The sequence below is a fragment of the Paraburkholderia sediminicola genome (assembly GCF_046026855.1).
Lineage (GTDB): Bacteria > Pseudomonadota > Gammaproteobacteria > Burkholderiales > Burkholderiaceae > Paraburkholderia > Paraburkholderia sediminicola_A.
The window spans coordinates 59,546-83,580 of record NZ_JAQQET010000031.1; the positions used below are offsets into that span (position 1 = coordinate 59,546).

The following is a 24,035-nucleotide window of genomic DNA, read 5'->3' on the forward strand; positions in this document are numbered from 1 at the left end:
CGGATCGCTGCTCACTGCGGCGCAACTCCTATGCCATGGAGCGCAATCCGGCCGCCGCGCGCTGCTGCGTTGGCAACGCGCGTACGTGTTGTATTCCAATCCATTCAAGGCGATAGGCGGGAGATTTGCCAGTCGCTGCGTTCGCTTGAACGCGTGTAGAGCAGACGATCGTGCAAGCGCGACGGCCGGCCCTGCCAGAATTCGATTGCTTCGGGTACCAAACGATATCCGCCCCAGTGCGGTGGGCGCGGCGGTTGGTCGCCGTATTGCAGGCTGATTTCGCGTTCGCGTGTTTCGAGCTGCGAACGGCTTTCAATTACCTGACTTTGATTGGATGCCCACGCACCGATGCGCGAACCGAGCGGGCGCGAGGCGAAATACGTATCGCTTTCTGCCGCGCTGGTTTTGACAATACTGCCCTCGACGCGCACCTGGCGTTCGAGTTCGATCCAGTAGAACAGCAGGCTCGCGTAGGGATTGGCGGTCAGTTCGCGGCCCTTGCGGCTTTCGTAATTGGTGAAGAACACGAAGCCACGCTCGTCGACGCCTTTGATTAGCACGATGCGCGCCGATGGCCGGCCGCGCGAGTCGACTGTGGCCAGCGTCATCGTATTCGGCTCGGGCAGTTGGGCGTCTACCGCTTGTTGAAACCACGAATCGAATTGACGAAACGGGTTGCGGTTGACGTCGGCAACGTCCAAAGAATCCAGCGAATAGTTTTTTCGAAGTTCGGCGAGTGAGGAGGTCATGTTCTTATGCGAACGCTACAGTACAACCAGTATAGCCAGGGCGTGAATTTTTTGCGCGCAACCAGGTCAAGGCCCACCGCGCTGTGTGGACATCCACGCCACCTCGTTTGCGGCCATTCGCGGCTGAATGGGTGCGTCCATGTGGATCGTCGCGATCAGGCAAAATACGGGCTGCGAACGCCTGAGCATGCCTGAGCGTTTTTATCACTTTCTGTTTTGCCTGTTTTGAACGAGCCTTTCACCATGTCCAGCACTACCGCGCATTCCGATCTTACTACCAGCCTCGACGGGCGGGAAACCGCCGACCGCGCGCGGCGCTTCGGCGGCGTTGCCCGCCTGTACGGCGCGCCGGCGCTTGCTGCGTTCGAAGGGGCCCACGTTGCCGTGATCGGCATCGGCGGAGTCGGCTCATGGGTGGCGGAGGCGCTGGCGCGCAGCGCGGTCGGCATCCTGACCTTGATCGACCTGGACAATGTCGCCGAGAGCAACACTAACCGCCAGATCCACGCGTTGGACGGTAACTACGGGAAACCGAAGGTCGAGGCGATGGCCGAACGCATCGCGGCGATCAATCCGTTCTGCGACGTGCGGCTGATTGAAGACTTCGTCGAGCCGGACAATTTCACGGCGACGCTCGGCGGCGGTTTCGACTACGTGATCGATGCGATCGACAGCGTACGCACCAAGACCGCGTTGATCGCATGGTGCGTCGAGAAGAAGCAGCCGTTGATAACGGTGGGAGGCGCGGGCGGCCAACTGGACCCGACGCGCATTCGGATCGACGATCTCGCGTTGACGATTCAAGACCCGTTGCTGTCGAAAGTGCGCGGACAGTTGCGCAAACAGCATGGATTTCCGCGTGGCCCGAAGGCGAAGTTCAAGGTGAGCGCGGTGTATTCAGACGAGCCGTTGATCTACCCTGAGGCCGCCGTGTGCGATATCGACGGGGAAGCGGAGCATGTCACGACGTCGCCGGGTCACACGGGACCGGTGGGTTTGAACTGTGCGGGATTTGGATCGAGCGTGTGTGTGACGGCGAGTTTCGGTTTTGCTGCGGCCGCGCATGTATTGCGGGCGTTAGCGAAGCAGGCGGCGGATTGAGGCGCTAGGACGTTACAGCATCACCGCGTTCGAACGGCAGGATGTTGATTCAGCCAGGCGGGCCGATGCAGTTTAGCCGCACGGTGTTCAGGCGCGGCTCCCTCGCCGCACCCGAACACAGTACAGATCAGAACAACAACGCGCTCAGCTTGCGCCGCCATTTCGACACCAGCTCCGGCTGATGCGCAGCGAGATCGAACACCGACAGCATGGTTTTACGGCCTATGTCGTCGCGGAACGCGCGGTCGCGTTGCACGATAGCCAGCAGGTGCTCTAGTGCGCCCTCGTATTTGAGGCGGGCGATCAGCGCGCTAGCCAGGTCGAAGCGCGCTTCGAGATCGTCCGGGTTAGCGGCGACTTTGGCGTCAAGTGCGTCCGTGGGCGGCAGATCCGCGGCCGCCTCCACAGCGTCGAGTCGCGTCTTGAGCGCATTGAAGCGGGCGTCGATCCCTTGCGTGGTTTTCGGCGACAACAGGTCGACTTCATTGCGCGCTTCGTCGATACGGTTATCCTCGAGCAGCATCTCGATGAGATCCATGCGCGCTTCGTCGAAGCCAGGATCGTGGGCGAGCGCGGCTTGCAGTGCGTTGTAAGCATCTTCGCGACGGCCTTCGGTCAACGCGGTTTGCGCTTCAAGACGTGCCGCCTCCGCGCCTTGCGGCACGAGGCGCTCAATAAACTCGCGCAACTGGCCTTCCGGCAGCACGCCGACGAATTGATCGACCGGCTGGCCTTCGGCAAACGCCATGACGTGCGGAATGCTGCGCACCTGGAAGTGCGCGGCCAGTTCCTGGTTCTCGTCGACGTTCACCTTCACCAGTTTCCATTTGCCGGCGGCTTCGGCTTCGAGCTTTTCCAGCATCGGACCGAGCGTCTTGCAGGGACCGCACCACGGCGCCCAGAAATCGACCAGCACAGGGGCCAGTGTCGACGCCGCGATGACGTCCTGTTCGAAAGTGGCCAGCGTGGTGTCCATTGCATCCTCTTCGATAAATCGGTTTGTTGGCTAAGTGGGGCCGAGCGCGGCGAATTCAATGCGTCGCGCGCTCACTTCTGCTTGCACTGATTCGCGCTTAATTTCTCGCCGGCAGCGGAATCCATTCGGTTTCTCCCGGTACCTTGCCCATCTCCTGATGGGTCCACGCCTGCTTCGCGGTTTCGATCTTCTCGCGCGAGCTGGCGACGAAGTTCCATTCGATAAAGCGCTCGCCATCCAGCTTTTCACCGCCGAGCAGCATGACGCGCGCGCCGTGAGTGCTGGCCAGCGTGACGGTTTCGTCGAGTGCGAGCACGGCCATCTGACCCACTTCGAGCGGTGCGCCGTCGATCTCCAGATCGCCGTCCACCAGATAGACGCCGCGTTCCTCGTGCTCCGGTTCGAGCGCGAATGCGCCGCCCGGGGCGAACTCCGCAGCCACGTACAGCGTGCCGGAAAAGGTTGCGACCGGCGAGGTTTCGCCGAACGCTGTGCCGGCAATCACGCGCAGCGTGACGCCGTTGCGCTCGACCACCGGCAGCGTGTCGGCCGCGTGATGCGAGAAGGACGGTTCGATGTCTTCGTCTTCGAGCGGCAGCGCGACCCAGGTCTGGATGCCGTGCATGGTCAGGCCACTCGCACGATCTTCGGCCGGCGTGCGCTCGGAATGGACGATGCCGCGGCCCGCCGTCATCCAGTTGACGTCGCCCGGGACGATCTTCTGCTCGGAGCCGAGGCTGTCGCGGTGCATGATCGAGCCTTCGAACAGATACGTGACGGTGGCAAGGCCGATATGCGGGTGCGGACGCACGTCGAGCCCGACGCCGGGTTCGAGCGTGGCGGGGCCCATGTGGTCGAAGAAGATGAACGGGCCGATCAGGCGTGCCGCCATAGCCGGCAGTACACGCCGCACGGTGAGACTGCCGACGTCGCGCAGATGCGGTTTGAGAACTGCTTTGATCGAGGAGGACATGGGCAGGCTCGGCTGGAAGGGGGAGTCGGATTTTGCTTAATGGACGATTCTACTGCGGAGGGCGGAATCACGACGGTTTGCGCCGTCTTGCCGCTCCGGGATTCCGTAATGCGCGCCATCCCCTGGCGCTGCAAGCTCCGCTAAACTGCCGGATCGAACAATCAAATGGAGACTGGGATGTCGCCCAGGGACTTACTGCTCGCGCTGGTCGTCGTGGTTGCGTGGGGCGTCAATTTCGTCGTGATCAAGGTGGGCCTGCATGGCGTGCCGCCCATGCTGCTCGGCGCGCTGCGTTTCACGCTCGCCGCGGTGCCGGCAGTGTTTTTCGTCAAGCGGCCGAAAATGCCGTGGCGCTGGCTGTTTGCTTACGGCGCGACGATTTCGTTCGGGCAGTTCGCTTTCCTGTTCTCGGCGATGTATGTGGGCATGCCGGCGGGGCTCGCTTCGCTCGTATTGCAGGCGCAGGCGTTCTTCACGCTGATTTTCGCGGCGCTGTTTCTGCATGAGCGCTTTCGCGTGCCGAATGTCGTCGGTTTGCTGATCGCGGCGGGCGGTCTTGCGGTAATCGGCATGCAAGGCGGCCACGCCATGACGCTCGCCGGTTTCGTCCTCACGCTGTGCGCCGCGTGTTCGTGGGCGCTCGGCAACATCGTCACGAAGAAGGTCGGCAAGGTCGATCTGGTCGGGCTAGTGGTGTGGGGCAGCCTGATTCCGCCGTTGCCGTTTTTCGCGCTGTCGTACGCGTTCGAGGGGCCGCAGCGGATCGTCGCGGCGCTATCCGGGATCAGCGCGATGTCGATTTTTGCCATCGTCTATCTCGCGTTTATCGCGACGCTGATTGGCTATGGTCTGTGGAGCAGGCTCCTGTCGCGCTATCCGGCGAGCCAGGTGGCACCGTTCTCGCTGCTGGTGCCGATCGTCGGGCTGGCCTCGGCGTCCCTGTTTCTCGACGAGCAGTTGTCGGCGGCGCAGATCGCGGGCGCCTTGCTGGTGATGGCGGGGCTGGCGGTGAATGTGTTTGGCGGTTGGGTCGTGCAGCGGTTTTCTCCGGCGCGTTGAATGCCGCCGCCTGGCGTGAAGCAAAAAAACGGCCGGGTTGAACTGCTCTCCAAAAGTTGGACACCGATCTAAGCTTTGGGTGCAGTTCACATCGAGCGGCCGTTTTTGTATCGCCTGCATGACAGAGCGTGACGCGTGCCATGCAGGGCGGCCTCAGGTCATGCGGTTTTTCGCCAATGGCGGATTCGCCGCGAAATAGCGCTTGATGCCGCTCATGATCGCGTCGGCCATCTTCTCCCGATACGCGTCGTCGTTCAGTTGGCGCTCCTCGTCCGGGTTACTGATGAAGGCGGTCTCCACGAGGATCGACGGAATGTCCGGCGCCTTCAGCACAGCAAATCCTGCCTGTTCGACCGAGCCCTTGTGCAACTTGTTGATGCCGCCGATCTCCTTCAGCACGAAATTGCCGTAGCGCATCGAATCGCGGATCTGCGCGGTGGTCGACATATCGAACAGCGCGCGGTTGACGGTGGCGTCGGCGGACTTGATGTTGATCCCGCCGATCTGATCCGATGAGTTCTCCTTGTTCGCCATCCAGCGTGCCGCGGCGCTCGACGCGCCATGCTCCGACAAGGCGAACACTGACGAGCCCTTCGCCTCGGGCGTGGTGAACGCGTCCGCATGGATCGAGACGAACAGGTCCGCGCCCACGCGCCGCGCCTTCTGCACGCGCACGTTAAGCGGCACGAAAAAGTCGGCGTCGCGCGTCATCATGGCGCGCATGTTCGGCTGCGCGTCGATCTTCACGCGCAGCTTCTTCGCGATGTCGAGTGCGACGTGCTTCTCATACGTGCCCCCGCCGCCGATCGCGCCTGGGTCTTCGCCGCCGTGACCCGGATCGATCGCGACGGTCAGCAGACGTACCGTGTTGCTCCTGCCGGTTTTCGGGTTGGTGAACGCGTAGCTATCGTCGCTGTCATCGCCACCGAGGTTGCTGTTGCTGCTTCCTTTGTTGCGGGCGATTGCGGTGGGCGGCGTGGTCGGCGCAAGCGGTACCGCCGGTGTTGCGGGCTTGCCGAGGATGGGCGGAGCAGGTGTCGGCGTGGTATGCACCGGCGGACGCGGCACGCTCGGCGCGGTCCCGCCGCTGCCGTTCTGCGCATAGCGCTCGAAGAAGGCTTCGCTGTTGTCGGCGGTGGGCGGCGTGGTGCCCGGGCCGCTTAGCGTGGCGGGCGGTGCGCTGTTTTCCTCCAGCGTTTGCTGTTTGCGCTCGGTCTGCGCGAGCAGATCCATCAGTGGGTCGGGCGCGACAGCGGGGTACAGGTCGAACACCAGCCGGTATTTGTACGCGCCGACCGGTGGCAGCGTGAACACCTGCGGCTTCACCGAGCCCTTCAGATCGAACACCATTCGCACGACATGTGGCTGATATTGCCCGACACGCACCGACTGAATCTGCGGGTCGTTCGGCGTAATCTTCGACACCAGATCCTTCAGCGCCTGGTCCAGATCGAGGCCGCTCAGATCGACCACCAACCGGTCCGGACCCTGCAGCAACTGCTGCGTGTTCTGCAAAGGCTGATCCGACTCGATCGTCACGCGCGTGTAATCGCGCGCCGGCCAGACCCGCACGCCCAGCACCGAGCTCGCCCACGCGAGACGCGGAGCGACAAGGCCGAGCACCAGCGTGGACGCGCCCGCGCGCAGAATCTGCCGGCGCCGCCAGTTATGCGTTGCGGTAGCCGCCGATTCGATCGAGCGGAACGGTTTGATCAACATCTTTCGAGACATGCCTTTCCTGATTCGCTGTATGCCCGTGCGACAAGTACCCGGCCGTCACCCGTGCTGTCCAGATCGAGCGAGAAGACAAGATCCGGCACGCCAAGGAGACGCCCTGCGCGCTGCGGCCATTCGACGAGGCAGATGGCGCCGCTGTCGAAGTACTCGCGAAAGCCCGCGTCGGCCCATTCGGCCGGGTCGGTGAATCTATACAGATCGAAGTGATAGAGCGCGAGTTCCCCAGCGGGCCGCTCGAGCACGTAGGGTTCGACGAGTGTGTAAGTGGGACTGCGCACGCGGCCAGTGTGGCCGAGGCCGCGCAAGGTCGCGCGCACGAGCGTGGTTTTGCCGGCGCCGAGGTCGCCGACGAGTTGTACTTGCAGTCCGTGGAATGCCTGGTCACCCGTGGTGCCCGGCGCGCGTTGCTGCGCTTTTTGCAGCGGGTTTTGCGGCGGGTTTTGCGGCAACTCGCGCACGCTTTCGATCGCCCGCGCGAAGCGCTCCCCGAATGCATGGGTGGCGGCCTCGTCCGCGAGCGCAAAGGAGCGTTCGAGCAGGATATCGGCGGGCGGTTGGATCGCGAGATCGGGGTTGACAGGCATTCTCGTAAAATGGCGTGATGAACCGAAGTCCGGAGTCCCCTGTTTCCTGCTCGCCTGCGTCTAGCGACGATGTGCGTGCCGAGCGTCATTTCGATGAAGCGGCGCTGAATGCGCTCGCGCTCAACATCAAAACGTGGGGCCATGAACTGGGTTTCGGGGCGATCGGTATCAGCGACACCGATCTCTCCGCTGCCGAAGCGCCGCTTGCTGCATGGCTGGACGCGGGTTGCCACGGCGAGATGGATTATATGGCGAAACACGGCATGAAACGCGCGCGCCCCGCCGAGCTTGTGGCCGGCACGCGACGTGTGATTACCGCGCGCATCGCCTATTTGCCCGCTCAGACATTGAGTGGAAAGGCGCACGAAAGCGCTTTGCAGGGCGCGTCGCTCGAACCGCAAGACTGGCGAGCAGCCGAGCATGCACGGCTCGCGGACCCGTCGGCGGCGGTGGTGTCGATCTATGCGCGGGGCCGCGATTATCACAAGGTGATGCGTAACCGTCTGCAACATCTGGCCGAGAAAATCGAGGCGGAGATCGGCGCCTTTGGCTACCGCGTATTTACCGATTCGGCGCCGGTGCTTGAAGTAGAACTTGCCCAGAAGGCCGGGATCGGCTGGCGTGGCAAGCACACGTTGTTGCTGCAGCGCGATGCCGGTTCGCTGTTTTTCCTCGGCGAAATTTACGTTGATGTGCCGTTGCCTACCGATGCCGAGACGTCGCCCGACGACGCGCCCGAAACGCCGGGCTCGCATTGCGGCAGTTGCACGCGTTGCATCGGCGCATGTCCGACGGGTGCGATCGTGGCGCCCTATAAGGTCGATGCACGCCTCTGTATTTCATATCTGACAATCGAGTTGAAGGGCAATATTCCCCTGGAAATGCGGCCGCTGATCGGTAATCGTGTGTATGGCTGCGACGATTGCCAGCTCGTGTGCCCCTGGAACAAGTTCGCGCAGGCCGCGCCGGTCGCCGATTTCGATGTGCGGCACGGGCTCGATCGCGCGACGCTGGTCGAACTGTTTGCATGGTCCGCCGACGAGTTCGATACGCGCATGCAGGGGAGTGCGATTCGCCGCATCGGCTATGAGAGCTGGCTGCGCAATCTGGCGGTCGGGATGGGTAATGCGCTGCGTGCGTCTTCGGAAAGTTTGAGCGCTGATGCGCGCGAGGCGATTGTTCGCGCGCTGAAATTACGGACCGAAGACCCTTCGGCGGTGGTGCGCGAGCATGTGGAATGGGCGTTGGAAGCGGCGTAAAGTAGCGGCAGTCGGGCGAGATCGTTGCCAGGAGTCAGTCTGGATGATGGTGAGTAGCGCGTTTGCAAGCTGTCTGCGCGCCTGTTCAAATGCGCCGCCATGCAATCTGAAAGATACGCTGCCAATCACGGAGCAAACAACCATGTTCAACGCAGTGATCGATGCACCGTTCGGCAAGGTCGGCATTCGCCTCGACGGTGACGTCGTGCGCGAGATTGTCTATCTTCCTGAGTCGACGCAGAACATCGCACCGGACACGCGCCTGGCAAAGCAGGCCGTGGAGCAGATCGAGCGTTATTTCGAGCGGGCCTCCGCAAAGTTCGAATTGCCGCTGGCAGCGGTTGGCACCACGTTTCAGCAGCGCGTCTGGCAAGCGATCAGCGATATTCCGCCCGGCGTCGTGCTGACTTATGGACAATTGGCAAGGCAACTTGGCAGCGCTCCGCGTGCGGTCGGTCAGGCATGCGGCGCCAATTACTTTCCGATCGTGATTCCGTGTCATCGGGTGGTGAGTTCGAGCGGCATCGGCGGATTTGCGCATCACGCCGGAGATGGTTTCTTTCGCAACGTCAAGCGCTGGCTTCTGGCGCATGAAGGCATTCCCTACGCATGAGCGACACCGTGACCGAAGACGCGCCGACCGCGTCACCTTTGTTTGTGGCGAGCTCGGCCTCGATCGATGCGTTCTGCGACGCGTTGTGGCTCGAGCACGGTTTATCGCGCAACACGCTCGATGCGTACCGGCGCGATCTGCGGCTGTTCTGCGAATGGCTCGCGCAAACCCGCAACTCGTCGCTCGACACCGCCAGCGAGGCCGATCTCAACGCCTATAGCGCGGCGCGCCAGAAAGACAAATCCACCTCGGCGAACCGGCGGCTCTCGGTGTTTCGCCGCTACTATGGCTGGGCGGTGCGCGAACATCGCGCGAAGGTCGATCCGACGGTGCGCATCCGTTCTGCGAAGCAACCACCGCGTTTTCCGTCGACGCTCACCGAAGCGCAAGTCGAAGCACTGCTCGGTGCGCCGGATATCGACACGCCCTTGGGCCTGCGCGACCGCACCATGCTGGAGTTGATGTACGCGAGCGGTTTGCGTGTCACCGAACTCGTCACGCTGAAGACAGTGGAAGTGAGTCTGAACGACGGCGTAGTGCGGGTGATGGGCAAGGGCTCGAAAGAGCGCCTGATTCCGTTCGGCGAAGAGGCGCATGGCTGGATCGAACGCTATCTGCGCGAAGCGCGTCCGGCTTTACTCGGGGCGCGGGCGACGGATGCGCTGTTCGTCACGAGCCGCGCGGAGGGCATGACCCGCCAGCAGTTCTGGAACATCATCAAGCGCCACGCGGCAGCGGCCAATGTGCATGCGCCACTCTCGCCGCACACGCTACGGCACGCGTTCGCGACGCACCTGCTGAACCATGGCGCCGATTTGCGCGTCGTGCAATTGCTGCTCGGTCATACGGATATCTCGACCACGCAGATCTATACACACGTGGCCCGCGAGCGGTTGAAGTCGTTGCATGCGCAGCATCATCCGCGGGGGTGAGGGGCGTCTGCACGGGCCGTCAGGCGTGTGGTTGTGCTTGCGCTTGTCGTAGCTCTTGTACGGCCTGACTGGCTCGACCGGAGTCGAAGCCATTGCGGCCGCTGCTTTACATGAACTCGCGTAACCGGTGCTTCAGAATCTTGCCAGTCGACGCAGCCGGCAGAGCGGCGAGCACTTTCACTTCGGCAGGGCGCTTGTATGGCGCGAGACGCTCGCCGCACCACGCGATCAGTTCTGCCGGCGACACCTTCGCGCCCGCGATCAATTCGACGAACGCGACCACTTCCTCATTACCCTCCACTGCGCGCCCAATCACCGCGGATTGCACCACCTGCGGATGCGCGTTCAACACATGCTCGACTTCCGCCGGATACACGTTGAAGCCCGAGCGGATGATCAATTCCTTGCTGCGCCCGACGATATGCAACGCACCGTCTGCGTCCTGCCGTGCGAGATCGCCGGTCTTGAGCCAGCCGTCTTCGGTAACGACGGCGCGGGTCTGCTCCGGGTTGCGGTAGTAACCGAGCATCACGTTCGGGCCACGTACCCATAGTTCGCCGATTTCGCCCGGCGCGGCGTCCACGCCATCGAGTCCGACGAAGCGCACGTCGACGCCAGGAATGACCTCGCCAACCGAGCAATCGCTGCGCGGCGCATCGAGCATGGTGTGGGAGACGGTTGGGCTGCTCTCGGTCATGCCGTAGCCGTTGTGCAGCGGGAGGCCGTAGACGCTTTCGACGCGCGCCTTGAGCGCGGCGTCGAGTGGTGAGCCGCCCGAATAGGCAAAGCGCAGGTGCGGCGCGGACCACGTGTGACCGTGCGTTTGCACATGTTCGAGCAATTTGGCATGCATGGCCGGAACGCCCTGGAAGATCGACACGCGCTCGTCGGCGAGCGCGCGCCGCACCGCTTCGGGCGCGAAGCGTGGCGCTAGGCGCAAGGTCGCGCCGGCGTGCAGGCTGCCGAGACAAACCGATGCAAAGCCGTACACGTGCGAGATCGGCAGAACGGCGTACACGACATCGTCCGGACCGACTTTGCGCAAGCGGCTCGACACGGCCGCGATGAAGAGCAGATTGCGGTGCGACAGCATCACGCCCTTCGGCGCACCTGTAGTTCCCGTGGTGTAGATCAGCGCGGCGCATTGACGATGATCATCGGTTTCGACCGGTTCGGCTTTTGCGCCGGTGTCGATCGTGTACGACCAGGCGCCGATATTTGGTGTGATGGCAGGCGCTGTGACAGCTTGATGGCGCTGCGCATGCTGTTGGGCATCCGCGGAGCTTTCGGCCGCATAGGCGACCACGCGAGGCTGCGCGTGTGCTCGGATCGCGTCGAGTTCGGCGGCTGACAGACGCGCGTTCGACACCAGCGCCCACGCGTCGAGTTTCGCGGTCGCGAACAGCAGCACGATCTGCACGATGCTGTTCTCGGCCACGATCATGACGCGATCGCCGCCACGTACGCCCCATTCGCGCAACAGCGCGGCGGTGGCATCGACGGCTTCCAGAAGTTGCGCATTGGTGAGGCGCCGCGCATCCTCGATCAAGGCGATGTGCTGCGGGTCGCGCGCGGCCGCGAGCACCGGAATGTCGGCAATACGCGCGGGCAGGGCGGCCAGCAGCGCGGGAATGTCGATCGTGGGACGGGTGGATGAATCGAGGCTCAACGCTGTCTCCTGTGTCGACCAGAGTTGACGCTTTAGCGTCTTACTCTGGTCCCATGCAAGGCGGTCGACCAGAGTTGGTGCTTTAGCGTCTTCTGGTCCCATGCCACATGGTTGCTAAACGTATTTAGTGCCCGGCATACTATGCGCCGGAAGATTTACGAACGATCGTGCCACAATCGCCGGGCCCGCACAATTGGCCGTTCGGCAAATAGCCGTTGTGCAAACTCGCCATTACAATGCGCCGATGAGCAAATCCAGACACGTCTCCGAAACGCCCGCGACGCAGTTTCTGCGCCGTCACGGTGTCACTTTCGGCGAACATCCCTACGATTATGTCGAGCACGGCGGCACTGAAGAATCGGCGCGCCAGCTCGGTGTGGACGAACATCATGTCGTGAAGACTTTGGTGATGGAAGACGAGCACGCCAAGCCGCTGATCGTGCTGATGCACGGAGACCGCACCGTCAGCACCAAGAATCTGGCGCGGCAGATCGGCGCGAAACGTGTGGAGCCGTGCAAGCCCGAGGTGGCGAACCGGCATTCGGGCTATCTGATCGGCGGTACGTCGCCGTTCGGTACACGCAAGCAGATGCCGGTGTACGTCGAGTCGAGCATCCTCGAGATGGACAAGATCTGGTTGAACGGTGGCCGGCGTGGTTTTCTGGTCAGCATCGAGCCGACTGCATTGACTGGCTTGCTGGCCGCGAAGCCGGTTCAGTGCGCAAGCGTCGATTGACGTTTGCCTCAATGTTTTTCGGGCCGGTGGGTTCGGTAGAATGTGCGCCGCCTGGTTGCCTGTTGCGTTCCCTGTTGCGGTTGGGGTGTCCAGTTTCAGACCGCGGATCCTTATAAGAGTCCCAGATGCAAAACCTGATCGTTGCTGTCGTTGCCTACCTGATCGGCTCGGTGTCGTTTGCCGTGATCGTGAGCGCCGCGATGGGGCTGGACGACCCGCGCTCCTATGGCTCGGGCAACCCGGGCGCGACCAACGTGCTGCGCAGCGGCAGCAAGACGGCCGCGATACTTACCCTGATCGGCGACGCCGTCAAAGGATGGTTGCCGGTGTGGTTCGTGGTGCACTTCGGCGCGCGTTACGGCCTCGACGATACGTCGGTGGCGATTGCGTCCGTCGCCGTCTTTCTCGGCCACCTTTATCCGGTTTTCTTCCGCTTCAAGGGCGGCAAGGGCGTGGCGACCGCTGCGGGCGTGTTGATTGCGATCAACCCGATCCTCGGCATCGCCACCTTGCTGACGTGGCTGATCGTAGCGTTCTTCACGCGCTATTCTTCGCTGGCGGCGTTGGCCGCGGCGGTGTTCGCACCGATCTTCGACGGCTTTCTTTTCGGGCCGCACGTCATCGCGCTGGCAATTGTCGTGATGAGTTCGTTGCTGGTATGGCGCCACCGCGCCAACATCGCGAAACTGATGCGCGGCCAGGAAAGCCGCATCGGCGACAAGAAGAAGGCCGACGCAGCGGCCGGCGCGGCGGGCGGCAACGAACCTTGAGCGCGGGCGGGGGCGCCCGGCTGGGTGTCAACCGGCGTGCTTCAGGTCGTTCACGGAGTGCGCGCGGAAGGCGCACTGCTTGTGTGCTGGTCGTTCGCCACGCGCCGGGTGTTGGGTCAACGCAGCGAATTGCCGGGTGTCGAGTCTCTAAGTGACCCCGTTGTCGAGCGTTCGGCATGCGTCCAGCGCCGAGCCAGCCACAACGCACGCCCGTCGCCGAGCGTCAACAGGCCTCCGGCGCCGAGTGTAGTGCGTGTTCAGTCGCGGAAGTTGTTGAAGTCGAGCGGGGTATCGGTCACGTCCTTGCGCAGCATTGCGATCACACTTTGCAGATCGTCGCGCTTGCCGCCGGTGATGCGCACCGCGTCGCCCTGAATGCTCGCCTGGACCTTGATCTTGCTGTCCTTCACGAGGCGCACGATTTTCTTCGACAGATCGCCGGACACGCCTTTCTTGATCTTGATGATCTGCTTGACCTTGTCGCCGCCGATTTTCTCGATCTTGCCGTAGTCGAGAAAACGTACGTCCACATTGCGCTTGGCCATTTTCGACAGCAACACGTCTTTTACCTGGCCGAGCTTGAAATCGTCGTCGGCGTAGGCCGTGATTTCGCTTTCTTTGTGCTCGACGCGCGCGTCCGACCCTTTGAAGTCGAAGCGGGTTGAAATTTCCTTGTTGGACTGCTCGATCGCGTTCTTGACTTCGATCATGTCCGCTTCGCAGACGACGTCAAACGATGGCATTGTTTTCTCCCAATAGTGCTGCGGTGCGTGGCGCGGCCGGTCGGCTGCTCACGAGGCACTCGCTATAATCACGAACCGGTTGTCATTTTACCGACGCCACTCCCTTTTGCCTAAGGCCGTCGCGCATTGTCGCGCGGCCGGAGGCCAGATGTCGTTTCGTTCGTCGTTCCATTCTTCTCATTCTGATGTCCCAATCCGACTCCGCCGCGTTCATTGCCGGCTATCCGCTAAAGGCGCATAACACCTTCGGTTTCGATGTTCGTGCGCAGTTTGCGTGCCGGATCGAGCACGAAGCGCAATTGATGGCTGCCATGCGCGATCCGCGTGCCGCCGGCTTGCCGCGGCTGGTGCTGGGCGGCGGCAGCAATGTCGTGCTCACGGGAGATTTCGCCGGACTGGTGCTGCTGGTGGTTCTGCGAGGCCGCCGCGTTGTGCGCGAGGACGACGACGCATGGTACGTCGAGGCGGCAGCCGGTGAGCCGTGGCATGACTTTGTCGCATGGACCTTGTCGCAAGGGTTACCTGGATTGGAGAACCTCGCGCTGATTCCGGGCACGGTGGGGGCGGCGCCGATTCAGAACATCGGCGCGTACGGGCTGGAAATGTGCGAGCGGTTTGCGTCGCTGCGGGCGGTTGAGCTGGAAACGGGGGCCGTCGTCGAACTCGATGCCGACGCTTGCCGATTCGGCTACCGCGACAGTTTTTTCAAGCGGGAAGGGCGTGACCGTTTTGTGATTACCTCGGTCACTTTCCGTTTGCCGAAGGTCTGGCAGCCACGGGCCGCGTATGCGGATCTTGCACGTGAGTTGGCCGCGGGTGGGCACGCCGATGCGCCGCCGAGCGCTCAGGCGATTTTCGACGCTGTAGTGGCGGTGCGCCGCGCCAAGCTGCCTGATCCGCTGCAGATCGGTAACGCCGGGAGTTTCTTCAAGAATCCGGTTGTGGAGGCAACGCAGTTTGAGGCGTTGAAGGTTAAGGAGCCTGAGCTTGTGTCTTACCTTCAACCGGACGGCAGGGTGAAGCTCGCGGCGGGCTGGCTGATCGATCGATGCGGCTGGAAGGGCCGTGCAATGGGCGCCGCGGCCGTGCATGAACGGCAGGCGCTGGTGCTGGTCAATCTCGGTGGGGCGAGCGGTGCCGAGGTGTTGGCGCTCGCGAAAGCCGTCCAGCGGGATGTGCTGGCGCGATTTGGTGTGGAGCTGGAAGCTGAGCCGGTTTGCCTGTGATTGCGGCAGGGAGTGGAGCGAGTCGCGTTTAGGTTGTTGGCTATCGTAGCAGCGGTTAAGCGCAAGAGGTGACGCGGCTTGGAGCCGGGTCGCCGTCAATCGGTGCACAAGGACGCTGCAATGAAAAAGGCGCCGGGAGTTTCCTCCCGGCGCCTTTTTCGCATCTGCGTTTCAGTTCTGGCTGCACCTCTCGGCGCTTCACTTCGCTTGCGCGAAGGTTAGCCTCCACCGAAACGCACATCGTCAGTCGCGCTGACTTGGCATTTTGGCTCCGGCCGCGCCTTACGGCGCTTAACTTCGCTTACGCGAAGTTAGCCTTCACCGAAACGCGCGTCCTCAGCTACGCTGACGACGCGCGTTTTCAGCAATCCGCATACGCAGCGCGTTCAGCTTGATGAACCCGCCGGCGTCGGCCTGGTTGTAGGCGCCGCCGTCGTCGTCGAATGTGGCGATCGTCTTGTCGAACAACGTTTCCTTCGAATCGCGTGCAACAACCGACACACCGCCCTTGTACAGCTTCACGCGCACCCAGCCGTTGACCTTCTCTTGCGTATGGTCGATCAACACCTGGATTGCGCGGCGCTCCGGGCTCCACCAGTAGCCGTTATAAATCAGCGACGCGTAACGAGCCATCAGGTCGTCTTTCAGGTGGGCCACTTCGCGGTCGAGCGTAATTGACTCGATGCCGCGGTGTGCCTTCAGCATGATCGTGCCGCCCGGCGTTTCATAGCAGCCGCGCGACTTCATGCCGACGTAACGGTTTTCGACCAGATCCAGACGGCCGATGCCGTGCTTGCCGCCCAAACGGTTCAACTCGGTCAGCATTTCAGCCGCCGACAGACGCTTGCCATTGATCGCGACCGGATCGCCGTGTTCGTACTCGATGTCGAGATATTCGGCCTGGTCCGGCGCCTGTTCCGGCGACACCGTCCAACGCCACATATCGGCTTCGGCTTCGGCTTTCGGGTCTTCCAGGTGACGGCCTTCGAACGAGATGTGCAGCAGGTTCGCGTCCATCGAATATGGCGCGCCGCCTTGCTTGTGCTTCATTTCGATCGGGATGCCGGCCTTTTCAGCGTACGTGAGCAGCTTTTCGCGCGACAGCAGATCCCATTCACGCCACGGCGCGATCACCTTGATGCCCGGTTCAAGCGCGTAGTAACCGAGTTCGAAACGAACCTGGTCGTTGCCCTTGCCGGTTGCGCCGTGCGAGACCGCTTGCGCGCCAGTTGCACGGGCGATTTCGATCTGACGCTTGGCGATCAGCGGACGCGCGATCGACGTGCCCAGCAGGTATTCGCCCTCATAGACCGTGTTGGCGCGGAACATCGGGAACACGTAGTCGCGCACAAATTCTTCGCGCAGATCTTCGATGAAGATGTTGTCCTGCTTGATGCCGAGTTGCAAGGCTTTCTTGCGCGCCGGTTCCAGCTCTTCGCCCTGGCCGATGTCGGCCGTAAACGTGACGACTTCGGCGTCGTAGTTGTCCTGCAACCACTTCAGGATGACGGAGGTGTCGAGGCCGCCCGAATAGGCGAGCACGACTTTCTTGATATCGCTCATGGTGAACTCGTAGCTGGAAAAAGCTGGAAAACAAGGCGCACCGGCGGTTCCGGAGCGCGGAAAACCACTATTTTGACACTAAACCACCGCTTGCCCGCGTTTTTGGGGCAGTGCGATGGGTGAGCCGGGCCCCTTGCAACCGTGGACACCGGCTCGATGCGTGGCGCTAAACGTGGATGCCTTGCCTCGTATTCAAGGCCCCGTCGCGCTTCACGCAGGTGCTGCGTGCGGCTCGCCTAGTGATTCAGCTTGCCGAGCAGCAGATATTCCATCAACGCCTTTTGCACGTGGAGACGATTTTCCGCTTCGTCCCACACGACGCTTTGCGGGCCGTCGATCACTTCCGCGCTGACTTCCTCGCCGCGATGGGCAGGCAGGCAGTGCATGAACAATGCATCAGAATTGGCGCGCGCCATCATGTCGGTGTCTACGCACCAGTCTGCGAAAGCTTTCTTGCGTGCTTCGTTTTCAGCTTCGAAGCCCATGCTGGTCCACACGTCCGTGGTGACCAGATCGGCGCCTGTGCAGGCTTCGTTCGGATCGTCGAATTCCTGATAGAACGGTGCGCTTTCAGCCGCGACCATGGCGCGGTCGAGCTTGTAGCCCGGCGGCGTGGACAGGCGCAGTTTGAAGCCGAGAATCTGGGCGGCTTCGATCCACGTGTACAGCATGTTGTTTGCGTCACCGACCCACGCGACCGTCTTGTCGCGAATCGGACCGCGATGCTCGAAGTAGGTGAAGATGTCCGCCAGCACCTGGCACGGGTGATATTCGTTGGTCAGCCCGTTGATCACCGGCACGCGCGAATTCTCTGCGAAGCGCTGGAGTATGTCCTGGCCGAACGTGCGGATCATGATGATGTCGACCATGCGCGAGATCACTTGCGCTGCGTCTTCGATCGGTTCGCCGCGGCCGAGTTGCGTGTCGCGCGTGCTCATGAAAACGGCATGACCACCCAACTGGAAGATGCCGGCTTCGAACGACAGGCGCGTGCGCGTCGAGTTTTTCTCGAAGATCATGGCCAGCGTGCGGTCGTGCAGCGGGTGGTAGGTCTCGTAGTTCTTGAATTTGCGCTTCAGAATGCGCGCGCGTTCCAGCACGTACTCGTAGTCTTCCAGCGAGAAATCCTTGAACTGCAGGTAGTGGCGAATTTTCTTGGCGGTCATGAAACAAATACGGCGGTCTCACCCGGCAGGATTGCCGGACGGCGCCGCCGTCGTTTGTGGTAACTCTATGCAGCATAAAGGATTTCGCCCCGTTTGACGAGTCGCCCAAAAGGTTGGGCAGGCTGTCTGAAAGGCTCGCGCAGCCTTTGGAGGGAGTTTGTGTGCGCTGCGGAAAAAGGTCCGCTGCGCTATAATCTAGCGGTTATCCCTAAGCCCAGCAGGCCGGTATTGAGCTTGCGGGACACGGCTCGCGCGGTTCGGAAAAGTTTCCTCGCGGTGCGCCGTCATGACGAGCGCCGAGGCGGCTTGTCCGGCCCTTCGTGGTTTCTGGCGGCGCAGTTCGCCATTCAGCGTGTACAACGTGTTCAGGCATCCCAAAACCGCTTTGCGGTCAGCTTTGCCGTCCTCCCGCTGGGCAGTCACACAGGTATTCCTACATGGCCGAAGCAGCTCCAACCGAATATTTCATTCAGGGCATCACGTCGACCGGGAAAAAATTTCGGCCGAGCGATTGGTCGGAGCGGCTCGCGGGTGTGATGTCATGTTTCGGTCCCAGTCCGGGTGGCAGGGGGCCGAATGCTTACCTGCAATACTCGTTGTACGTCCGGCCCACCATGATCGGCGACCTCAAATGCGTGATTCTCGATTCGCGCTTGCGCGACATCGAGCCGATGGCGTTCGATTTCGTCCTGAACTTCGCGAAAGACAATGATCTCGTCGTGACAGAGGCGTGCGAGTTGCAACTTGAGCACGCCGCGCCGCAAGAGAAAAGACACGTGATCTAGCGCGAGCCTGCCGGATCGGCAAAAGCAAAAACCCGCCGGTAGCGGGTTTTTTTGTGCCTGAAGCAGCGGCCTCAAGGCGGGCGGCTTCCATGTGGTGGCTTCGATGTGCAGCCAACTGACTCGCGAATAGGCGTGGATCAGCGTCCGGTTCGGTCGATGCAAAGCAAAAAAGCCCGCCGAAGCGAGCCTTTCTGTTGCAGCGGAAACAGGAGGTAGCCCACCGAAGCGGGCTGACCGAATTTACTGCGCTGCGGGCGCTTGCAGACCCTTGAGGGCTGCAGCGAGACGGCTCTTGTTGCGAGCTGCCTTGTTCTTGTGAACGATTTTCTTGTCGGCGATGATGTCGATGGTCTTCGACGATGCCTGGAAGATTTCAACGGCCTTAGCCTTGTCGCCGGCTTCGATTGCCTTGCGAACAGCCTTGATAGCCGTGCGGAACTTCGAGCGCAGTGCCGAGTTATGCGAGTTTGCCTTGGCGGCCTGGCGGGCGCGCTTGCGTGCTTGTGCGGTGTTAGCCATGACGGTTCCTTATCCTGTTCCTGTTTCCAGTACCTGACCTTCAAGTGGTAGGTGCTGCTTTTAGATCGAACTCCTGGAAGCGATTGCCCAAGAGTGCAAAAAGTGTCGAAATAATCGATCGAGCTACGCGAAGGCGGGCTGCGTTCTGGTGTATTTCGAGGTCCGCTGGCGCCTCAATACAGCTTGAGTGCCGGATGAGATTGCGTGCCTGAACCCCGTCCGAAAATTGAGCGAGCTTCGAAACCGGCGATTATAGCAACAAAATCAGGCACGTGGCAACGGGGAATCGCCAATTCCGGTGTGCCGGGCTGCCGCGCATGGCCCCGATTCTGTAAGCCTGAACGCACGGGCATTGGGCGGGCAACCGGCGAGCGGGCGGTGAGCCCGGCGCGCAACGCCTACGGCAAGCAACAAAAAACGGCCCGATCAGCTTATCCGACCGAACGTCTGCGTCACAAATCGGTCCGATTCGCGTTCCGGCTCGTCGTCCGCACCTGCGGCACCCGTATAATAAGCGCCCCATGAATCTATTCCGAGCCCTGCTGACGGTCAGCGGCTTCACGCTGCTGTCGCGCGTGACCGGACTGGCCCGCGAAACGCTGATCGCCCGTGCGTTCGGTGCCAGTCAATATACTGACGCGTTTTACGTCGCCTTCCGCATTCCGAACCTGCTACGCCGCATTTCCGCCGAGGGTGCGTTCTCGCAGGCCTTCGTGCCGATTCTCGCCGAGTTCAAGAACCAGCAAGGACACGACGCCACCAAGGCGCTCGTCGACGCGACATCGACCGTGCTTGCCTGGGCGCTCGCGGTTCTCTCGCTGATCGGCGTGGTGGGGGCGTCGGGTGTGGTGTTTATCGTCGCGTCAGGGCTCGCGCATGAAGGCCAGGCGTACGCGCTCGCGGTCACGATGACGCGCATCATGTTCCCGTACATCATTTTCATCTCGCTGACGTCGCTGGCGTCCGGCGTGCTGAATACGTACAAGAACTTTTCGCTGCCTGCGTTCGCCCCGGTCCTGCTGAACGTCGCTTTTATCGTCGCGGCGGTGTTCGTCGCGCCGCGCCTGCAAACGCCGGTTTATGCGCTTGCGTGGGCGGTAATCGCCGGCGGCGTGCTGCAGTTCATCGTGCAATTGCCCGGTCTGAAGAAGATCGACATGCTGCCGCGCATCGGCCTGAATCCGCTGAAGGCGCTCGCGCACCGCGGCGTGAAGCGGGTGCTGTCGAAGATGGTGCCGGCCATGTTCGCCGTCTCGGTTGCGCAGATCAGCCTGATCATCAACACCAATATTGCGTCACGCATCGGTCCGGGTGCCGTCTCCTGGATCAACTACGCCGACCGGCTGATGGAGTTTCCGACCGCGCTGCTCGGCGTCGCGCTCGGCACGATTTTGCTGCCGAGCCTGTCGAAGGCACACGTGGACGCCGATCCGCACGAGTATTCGTCGCTGCTCGACTGGGGGCTGCGCGTCACCTTCCTGCTGGCCGCGCCGAGCGCCGTTGCGCTGTTTTTCTTCGCCGAGCCGCTTACCGCGACGCTGTTCCACTACGGCAAGTTCGACGGCAACTCGGTGGTGATGGTCGCCCGCGCGCTGTCGGCCTACGGCATTGGCCTTATCGGCCTGATTCTCATCAAGATTCTTGCGCCCGGTTTTTACGCCAAGCAGGACATCAAGACGCCCGTGAAGATCGGCGTAGGCGTGCTGATCGTCACACAGCTGAGCAACTATCTGTTCGTGCCGATTTTCGCGCATGCGGGTCTCACGCTGAGCGTCGGGCTCGGCGCTTGCGTCAACGCGCTGTTCCTGTTCCTCGGTTTGCGCAAGCGCGGCATCTATACGCCGTCGAACGGTTGGCTCAAATTCTTCGTGCAGTTGCTTGGCGCCTGTCTGGTGCTGGCCGGCACGATGCATTGGCTCGCGATCAGCTTCGACTGGATCGGCATGCATAGTCGGCCGGTGGACCGCATCATGTTGCTGGGGGCGTGCCTCGTTCTGTTCGCCGCGCTATATTTCGGTATGCTTTGGCTGATGGGCTTCAAGTACGCGTATTTCAAAAGGCGAGTGAAGTGATCACGATGACGCGAGTTCTCGACTATTTCAGCACGCTGGTTGCCGAAGATGACAGCCTGCCGCTGACCGAGGCGGCGCTCTCGCTCGCGCAGGACGCTTATCCCGATCTCGATCTGCAAGGCACGCTGGCCGAGATTGACGAGTTGGTCGTGCGTTTGCAGCGCCGCATGCCGGACGATGCCGACATCAGGCAGAAGGTCGGCATTTTGAATCGGTTCTTCTTCCGCGAGCTGGGCTTCGCCAGCAACCTCAACGATTATTACGATCCCGACAACAGCCATCTGAATGCGGTGCTCAAGCGGCGCCGCGGCATTCCGATTTCGCTGGCGGTGCTGTATCTGGAAATGGCCGAGCAGATCGGCATTCCGGTGCGCGGCGTGTCGTTTCCGGGCCACTTCCTGTTGCGCGTGACAACGCCGGATGGCGACGTGATGCTCGATCCGACCAGCGGGCACTCGCTGTCCGAATCGCAGATGGTGGACATGCTGGAGCCTTATGTGGCGTCGGCGGGCGAGTCGGTGAGCAGGGCGCTGCGCATATTGCTGCAACCGGCCACGCGCCGCGAAATCATCGCTCGTATGCTGCGCAATCTGAAGTCGACTTATCTTCAGACGGAACGCTGGCAGCGTCTGTTGGCGGTGCAGCAGCGTCTCGTGATCCTGTTGCCGGAAAGTATCGAGGAAGTGCGCGATCGCGGTTTCGCCTACGCGCGGCTCGACTATCTGCGCCCGGCGCTCGAGGATCTCGAACGATATCTCGGCGACCGGCCGGATGCGGAAGACGCAACGGTAGTGGAATCGCAGTTGCATGAACTGCGTCAACGAACCCAGTACGACGACCGCGACTAAAAGTGCTTTGTCTGCCGGCGGATCGGGCTTGTAGCGCCAGCAGCGACGGCAAGGAATTAGCGGCTGCGTCCAGCTGCGGTTGATGAGCAAAAACCGGTCAAAAAAGAACGCCTGCACGTGACTCACGTGCAGGCGTTTTTCATTGGGCAGCCGCATAAAGCGGCGCGCCGGATACATCAGTTACTTCGGCTGCATGCGGATTGCGCCGTCCAGACGAATCACCTCGCCGTTAAGCATCGGATTGTCGAAGATCTGCTTGGCCAGCATCGCGTACTCCGCCGGTTTGCCGAGACGCGGCGGGAACGGCACCATCGCGCCGAGCGCGTCCTGCACTTCCTGCGGCATGCCCAGCAGCATCGGCGTTTCGAAGATGCCCGGTGCAATCGTCATGACGCGGATTGCGTTGCGCGACAGGTCGCGTGCGATCGGCAGCGTCATGCCGACCACACCGCCCTTGGACGCCGCGTAGGCCGCCTGACCGATTTGCCCGTCAAACGCAGCCACGGATGCCGTGTTGACGATCACGCCACGCTCGCCATTCGCATTCGGTTCGTTCTTCGACATTGCCGCGGCGGCGAGCCGGATCATGTTGAAGGTGCCGATCAGATTGATGGAGATGGTGCGCGCAAACGACTCGAGCGGATGCGGACCGTCTTTGCCGACCGTCTTGATGGCAGGCGCAACACCCGCGCAATTGACGAGGCCGCGCAGCGTGCCGAGTTTCGTGGCGGCTTCGACTGCTTGCGTGGCGTCGTCTTCGCGGCTCACGTCGCACTTGACGAATACGCCGCCGAGTTCCTTCGCGAGCGCCTCACCGGCATCCTGATTCAGATCGGCGAGCACCACCTTGCCGCCGTTCTCGACGAAAAGGCGCGCTGTGGCCGCGCCGAGGCCCGATGCACCGCCGGTGATCAGGAATACGTTGTCGCGAATCTCCATGTCATCTCCTTTGCTTCAGTTCAGTAATCTCTCGATCGAATATCTTTTCGATGATCGATTGTAACGGCTATGCTGCAATGCGGAAAGCAAAGTGGGGCATCGGCCGCCCGGGGCCTCTACCGAAGCCCTATAGCCTATGGCGTCCCCAAGTGCTACGGATAGCTAATTAATGCCGGCGCACGGCGGACCGCGGAGATCGTGGCAGAGCATACGCCACGCGGCGCGCAATAAAAAAACCCGCCGGCATGGGCGGGTTTTTCAAACGACAACCGGAGATGCGAGATTACTTCAACGCATCAAACGCGCGGTTGCGAATTTCGTCGACCGTGCCGAGGCCCGAAATGCGGCGATATTGCGGCGCATTCAGCGGGGTCGACGGGTCGCCGTTTTGCGCCCAGTTGTTGTAGTACTCGATCAGCGGCTTGGTTTGCGCAACGTACACGTCGAGGCGCTTCTTGACCGTTTCTTCCTTGTCGTCGTCGCGCTGGATCAGCGGTTCGCCCGTCACGTCGTCCACACCTTCAACCTTCGGCGGGTTGAACTTGACGTGGTACGTACGGCCCGACGCGGCGTGCGAGCGGCGGCCGCTCATGCGCACGATGATCTCGTCGAACGGCACGTCGATTTCCAGCACGTAATCGATTGCGACGCCTGCCTGCTTCATGGCTTCAGCTTGCGGAATGGTGCGCGGAAAACCGTCGAACAGATAACCGTTCGCGCAATCCGGCTGCTGCAGGCGTTCCTTCACCAGGTTGATGATCAGCTCGTCCGTGACCAGTTCACCGGCGTCCATGAAGCGCTTGGCTTCAAGGCCGAGCGGCGTGCCTGCCTTAACGGCCGCGCGCAGCATGTCACCGGTGGAAATTTGCGGAATGCCGAACTTTTCCTTGATGAAGGTGGCTTGAGTGCCCTTACCCGCGCCGGGCGCACCCAAAAGGATCAAACGCATGTGATATCTCCAGATCTATGTGAATTCTTTGGTGACGCTGCAGCCATCCCACGATTCGTCGAGGGAC

The 24,035-nt window shown here is 61.8% G+C and carries 23 protein-coding genes; 11 read left to right on the plus strand and 12 right to left on the minus strand.

Annotated features, from left to right (window positions below):
- Positions 1-104 precede the first annotated feature (104 nt).
- Positions 105-749: a pyridoxamine 5'-phosphate oxidase gene (gene pdxH / locus PQR40_RS28730; RefSeq protein WP_408510348.1), complete on the minus strand. Its 645-nt coding sequence runs from the start codon at positions 747-749 to the stop codon at positions 105-107.
- A gap of 243 nt (positions 750-992) precedes the next feature.
- Between pdxH and tcdA the strand changes: the two genes are divergently transcribed.
- Positions 993-1,850 carry a tRNA cyclic N6-threonylcarbamoyladenosine(37) synthase TcdA gene (gene tcdA / locus PQR40_RS28735; protein ID WP_408510349.1) on the plus strand — a complete coding sequence of 286 codons (858 nt, stop codon included), beginning with the start codon at positions 993-995 and terminating at the stop codon, positions 1,848-1,850.
- Positions 1,851-1,977: 127 nt separating this feature from the next.
- Here the strand turns inward: tcdA and trxA are convergent, their stop codons facing one another.
- Both trxA and PQR40_RS28745 read right to left on the minus strand, forming a co-directional pair.
- Positions 1,978-2,826: a thioredoxin gene (gene trxA, locus PQR40_RS28740; protein ID WP_408235019.1), complete on the minus strand. Its 849-nt coding sequence runs from the start codon at positions 2,824-2,826 to the stop codon at positions 1,978-1,980.
- Between the two features lie 97 nt (positions 2,827-2,923).
- Positions 2,924-3,799, minus strand: coding sequence for a pirin family protein (locus tag PQR40_RS28745; RefSeq protein WP_408392101.1), 876 nt, complete (start codon positions 3,797-3,799; stop codon positions 2,924-2,926).
- A 177-nt stretch (positions 3,800-3,976) separates the two neighbouring features.
- Here PQR40_RS28745 and PQR40_RS28750 point away from each other — a divergent pair, with 177 nt between their 5' ends.
- Positions 3,977-4,858, plus strand: a complete 882-nt coding sequence (locus PQR40_RS28750) for an EamA family transporter (protein ID WP_408235025.1) — start codon at positions 3,977-3,979, stop codon at positions 4,856-4,858.
- A 153-nt stretch (positions 4,859-5,011) separates the two neighbouring features.
- Here the strand turns inward: PQR40_RS28750 and PQR40_RS28755 are convergent, their stop codons facing one another.
- Together PQR40_RS28755 and tsaE are read right to left on the minus strand one after the other, a co-directional pair.
- Positions 5,012-6,589, minus strand: a complete 1,578-nt coding sequence (locus PQR40_RS28755; RefSeq protein WP_408235028.1) for an N-acetylmuramoyl-L-alanine amidase — start codon at positions 6,587-6,589, stop codon at positions 5,012-5,014.
- Positions 6,571-7,179 (minus strand): tRNA (adenosine(37)-N6)-threonylcarbamoyltransferase complex ATPase subunit type 1 TsaE, encoded by a 609-nt coding sequence (gene tsaE, locus PQR40_RS28760; RefSeq protein ID WP_408510350.1) that lies wholly within the window; start codon positions 7,177-7,179, stop codon positions 6,571-6,573. Before tsaE ends, PQR40_RS28755 begins: the two co-directional genes overlap by 19 nt.
- Positions 7,180-7,196: 17 nt before the next feature.
- Here tsaE and queG point away from each other — a divergent pair, with 17 nt between their 5' ends.
- From queG to xerD, 3 genes are all read left to right on the plus strand, one after another.
- A complete protein-coding gene (queG, locus tag PQR40_RS28765) occupies positions 7,197-8,438 on the plus strand; it encodes a tRNA epoxyqueuosine(34) reductase QueG (RefSeq protein ID WP_408510351.1) in 1,242 nt (413 codons plus the stop codon).
- Positions 8,439-8,580: 142 nt separating this feature from the next.
- Positions 8,581-9,051 (plus strand): methylated-DNA--[protein]-cysteine S-methyltransferase, encoded by a 471-nt coding sequence (locus tag PQR40_RS28770; RefSeq protein ID WP_408337453.1) that lies wholly within the window; start codon positions 8,581-8,583, stop codon positions 9,049-9,051.
- Positions 9,048-9,983, plus strand: a complete 936-nt coding sequence (gene xerD / locus PQR40_RS28775) for a site-specific tyrosine recombinase XerD (protein ID WP_408337455.1) — start codon at positions 9,048-9,050, stop codon at positions 9,981-9,983. Before PQR40_RS28770 ends, xerD begins: the two co-directional genes overlap by 4 nt.
- Before the next feature lie 106 nt (positions 9,984-10,089).
- Here the strand turns inward: xerD and PQR40_RS28780 are convergent, their stop codons facing one another.
- Positions 10,090-11,652, minus strand: coding sequence for a class I adenylate-forming enzyme family protein (locus PQR40_RS28780; protein WP_408510352.1), 1,563 nt, complete (start codon positions 11,650-11,652; stop codon positions 10,090-10,092).
- A 244-nt stretch (positions 11,653-11,896) separates the two neighbouring features.
- Between PQR40_RS28780 and ybaK the strand changes: the two genes are divergently transcribed.
- Together ybaK and plsY are read left to right on the plus strand one after the other, a co-directional pair.
- Positions 11,897-12,388, plus strand: a complete 492-nt coding sequence (gene ybaK / locus PQR40_RS28785; RefSeq protein WP_408235046.1) for a Cys-tRNA(Pro) deacylase — start codon at positions 11,897-11,899, stop codon at positions 12,386-12,388.
- 125 nt (positions 12,389-12,513) lie between these two features.
- A complete protein-coding gene (plsY, locus tag PQR40_RS28790) occupies positions 12,514-13,158 on the plus strand; it encodes a glycerol-3-phosphate 1-O-acyltransferase PlsY (protein WP_408235049.1) in 645 nt (214 codons plus the stop codon).
- A 257-nt stretch (positions 13,159-13,415) separates the two neighbouring features.
- Here plsY and PQR40_RS28795 read toward each other — a convergent pair whose 3' ends face one another.
- Complete coding sequence (locus PQR40_RS28795) at positions 13,416-13,901, minus strand: YajQ family cyclic di-GMP-binding protein (RefSeq protein WP_054034313.1); 486 nt, start codon at positions 13,899-13,901, stop codon at positions 13,416-13,418.
- Between the two features lie 185 nt (positions 13,902-14,086).
- On the opposite strand from PQR40_RS28795, the gene murB reads away from it, so the two are divergent.
- Complete coding sequence (gene murB, locus PQR40_RS28800; RefSeq protein WP_408235052.1) at positions 14,087-15,127, plus strand: UDP-N-acetylmuramate dehydrogenase; 1,041 nt, start codon at positions 14,087-14,089, stop codon at positions 15,125-15,127.
- A 336-nt stretch (positions 15,128-15,463) separates the two neighbouring features.
- Here the strand turns inward: murB and PQR40_RS28805 are convergent, their stop codons facing one another.
- Complete coding sequence (locus PQR40_RS28805) at positions 15,464-16,690, minus strand: argininosuccinate synthase (RefSeq protein WP_408235055.1); 1,227 nt, start codon at positions 16,688-16,690, stop codon at positions 15,464-15,466.
- Between the two features lie 236 nt (positions 16,691-16,926).
- A complete protein-coding gene (argF, locus tag PQR40_RS28810) occupies positions 16,927-17,856 on the minus strand; it encodes an ornithine carbamoyltransferase (RefSeq protein WP_325045554.1) in 930 nt (309 codons plus the stop codon).
- A 437-nt stretch (positions 17,857-18,293) separates the two neighbouring features.
- On the opposite strand from argF, the gene PQR40_RS28815 reads away from it, so the two are divergent.
- On the plus strand, positions 18,294-18,641 hold the full coding sequence (locus PQR40_RS28815) for a DUF3579 domain-containing protein (protein WP_408235057.1): 348 nt from the start codon (positions 18,294-18,296) through the stop codon (positions 18,639-18,641).
- Between the two features lie 240 nt (positions 18,642-18,881).
- Here PQR40_RS28815 and rpsT read toward each other — a convergent pair whose 3' ends face one another.
- The gene (gene rpsT / locus PQR40_RS28820) at positions 18,882-19,160 is read right to left on the minus strand and encodes a 30S ribosomal protein S20 (protein ID WP_074282377.1); all 279 of its coding nucleotides are present in this window, start codon (positions 19,158-19,160) and stop codon (positions 18,882-18,884) included.
- A gap of 521 nt (positions 19,161-19,681) precedes the next feature.
- Here rpsT and murJ point away from each other — a divergent pair.
- Positions 19,682-21,232, plus strand: coding sequence for a murein biosynthesis integral membrane protein MurJ (gene murJ / locus PQR40_RS28825; RefSeq protein ID WP_408510353.1), 1,551 nt, complete (start codon positions 19,682-19,684; stop codon positions 21,230-21,232).
- A gap of 5 nt (positions 21,233-21,237) precedes the next feature.
- Positions 21,238-22,080 (plus strand): SirB1 family protein, encoded by an 843-nt coding sequence (locus tag PQR40_RS28830; protein WP_408235063.1) that lies wholly within the window; start codon positions 21,238-21,240, stop codon positions 22,078-22,080.
- Positions 22,081-22,260: 180 nt separating this feature from the next.
- Here the strand turns inward: PQR40_RS28830 and PQR40_RS28835 are convergent, their stop codons facing one another.
- Both PQR40_RS28835 and adk read right to left on the minus strand, forming a co-directional pair.
- Positions 22,261-23,019: a 3-hydroxyacyl-CoA dehydrogenase gene (locus tag PQR40_RS28835; RefSeq protein WP_408510354.1), complete on the minus strand. Its 759-nt coding sequence runs from the start codon at positions 23,017-23,019 to the stop codon at positions 22,261-22,263.
- 283 nt (positions 23,020-23,302) lie between these two features.
- On the minus strand, positions 23,303-23,968 hold the full coding sequence (adk, locus tag PQR40_RS28840; protein ID WP_408235069.1) for an adenylate kinase: 666 nt from the start codon (positions 23,966-23,968) through the stop codon (positions 23,303-23,305).
- Positions 23,969-24,035: the final 67 nt, after the last annotated feature.

Bases quoted from the DNA above. Each gene is read 5' to 3' on its own strand.
- PQR40_RS28770 (WP_408337453.1), top strand. From the start codon at position 8,581: ATGTTCAACGCAGTGATCGATGCACCGTTCGGCAAGGTCGGCATTCGC.
- ybaK (WP_408235046.1), top strand. From the start codon at position 11,897: ATGAGCAAATCCAGACACGTCTCCGAAACGCCCGCGACGCAGTTTCTG.
- PQR40_RS28830 (WP_408235063.1), top strand. From the start codon at position 21,238: ATGACGCGAGTTCTCGACTATTTCAGCACGCTGGTTGCCGAAGATGAC.
- PQR40_RS28795 (WP_054034313.1), bottom strand. From the start codon at position 13,901: ATGCCATCGTTTGACGTCGTCTGCGAAGCGGACATGATCGAAGTCAAG.
- trxA (WP_408235019.1), bottom strand. From the start codon at position 2,826: ATGGACACCACGCTGGCCACTTTCGAACAGGACGTCATCGCGGCGTCG.
- argF (WP_325045554.1), bottom strand. From the start codon at position 17,856: ATGACCGCCAAGAAAATTCGCCACTACCTGCAGTTCAAGGATTTCTCG.
- PQR40_RS28750 (WP_408235025.1), top strand. From the start codon at position 3,977: ATGTCGCCCAGGGACTTACTGCTCGCGCTGGTCGTCGTGGTTGCGTGG.
- plsY (WP_408235049.1), top strand. From the start codon at position 12,514: ATGCAAAACCTGATCGTTGCTGTCGTTGCCTACCTGATCGGCTCGGTG.
- murB (WP_408235052.1), top strand. From the start codon at position 14,087: ATGTCCCAATCCGACTCCGCCGCGTTCATTGCCGGCTATCCGCTAAAG.
- queG (WP_408510351.1), top strand. From the start codon at position 7,197: ATGAACCGAAGTCCGGAGTCCCCTGTTTCCTGCTCGCCTGCGTCTAGC.
- PQR40_RS28755 (WP_408235028.1), bottom strand. From the start codon at position 6,589: ATGTCTCGAAAGATGTTGATCAAACCGTTCCGCTCGATCGAATCGGCG.
- PQR40_RS28745 (WP_408392101.1), bottom strand. From the start codon at position 3,799: ATGTCCTCCTCGATCAAAGCAGTTCTCAAACCGCATCTGCGCGACGTC.
- adk (WP_408235069.1), bottom strand. From the start codon at position 23,968: ATGCGTTTGATCCTTTTGGGTGCGCCCGGCGCGGGTAAGGGCACTCAA.
- murJ (WP_408510353.1), top strand. From the start codon at position 19,682: ATGAATCTATTCCGAGCCCTGCTGACGGTCAGCGGCTTCACGCTGCTG.
- xerD (WP_408337455.1), top strand. From the start codon at position 9,048: ATGAGCGACACCGTGACCGAAGACGCGCCGACCGCGTCACCTTTGTTT.
- tsaE (WP_408510350.1), bottom strand. From the start codon at position 7,179: ATGCCTGTCAACCCCGATCTCGCGATCCAACCGCCCGCCGATATCCTG.
- tcdA (WP_408510349.1), top strand. From the start codon at position 993: ATGTCCAGCACTACCGCGCATTCCGATCTTACTACCAGCCTCGACGGG.
- pdxH (WP_408510348.1), bottom strand. From the start codon at position 749: ATGACCTCCTCACTCGCCGAACTTCGAAAAAACTATTCGCTGGATTCT.
- rpsT (WP_074282377.1), bottom strand. From the start codon at position 19,160: ATGGCTAACACCGCACAAGCACGCAAGCGCGCCCGCCAGGCCGCCAAG.
- PQR40_RS28815 (WP_408235057.1), top strand. From the start codon at position 18,294: ATGGCCGAAGCAGCTCCAACCGAATATTTCATTCAGGGCATCACGTCG.
- PQR40_RS28805 (WP_408235055.1), bottom strand. From the start codon at position 16,690: ATGAGCGATATCAAGAAAGTCGTGCTCGCCTATTCGGGCGGCCTCGAC.
- PQR40_RS28835 (WP_408510354.1), bottom strand. From the start codon at position 23,019: ATGGAGATTCGCGACAACGTATTCCTGATCACCGGCGGTGCATCGGGC.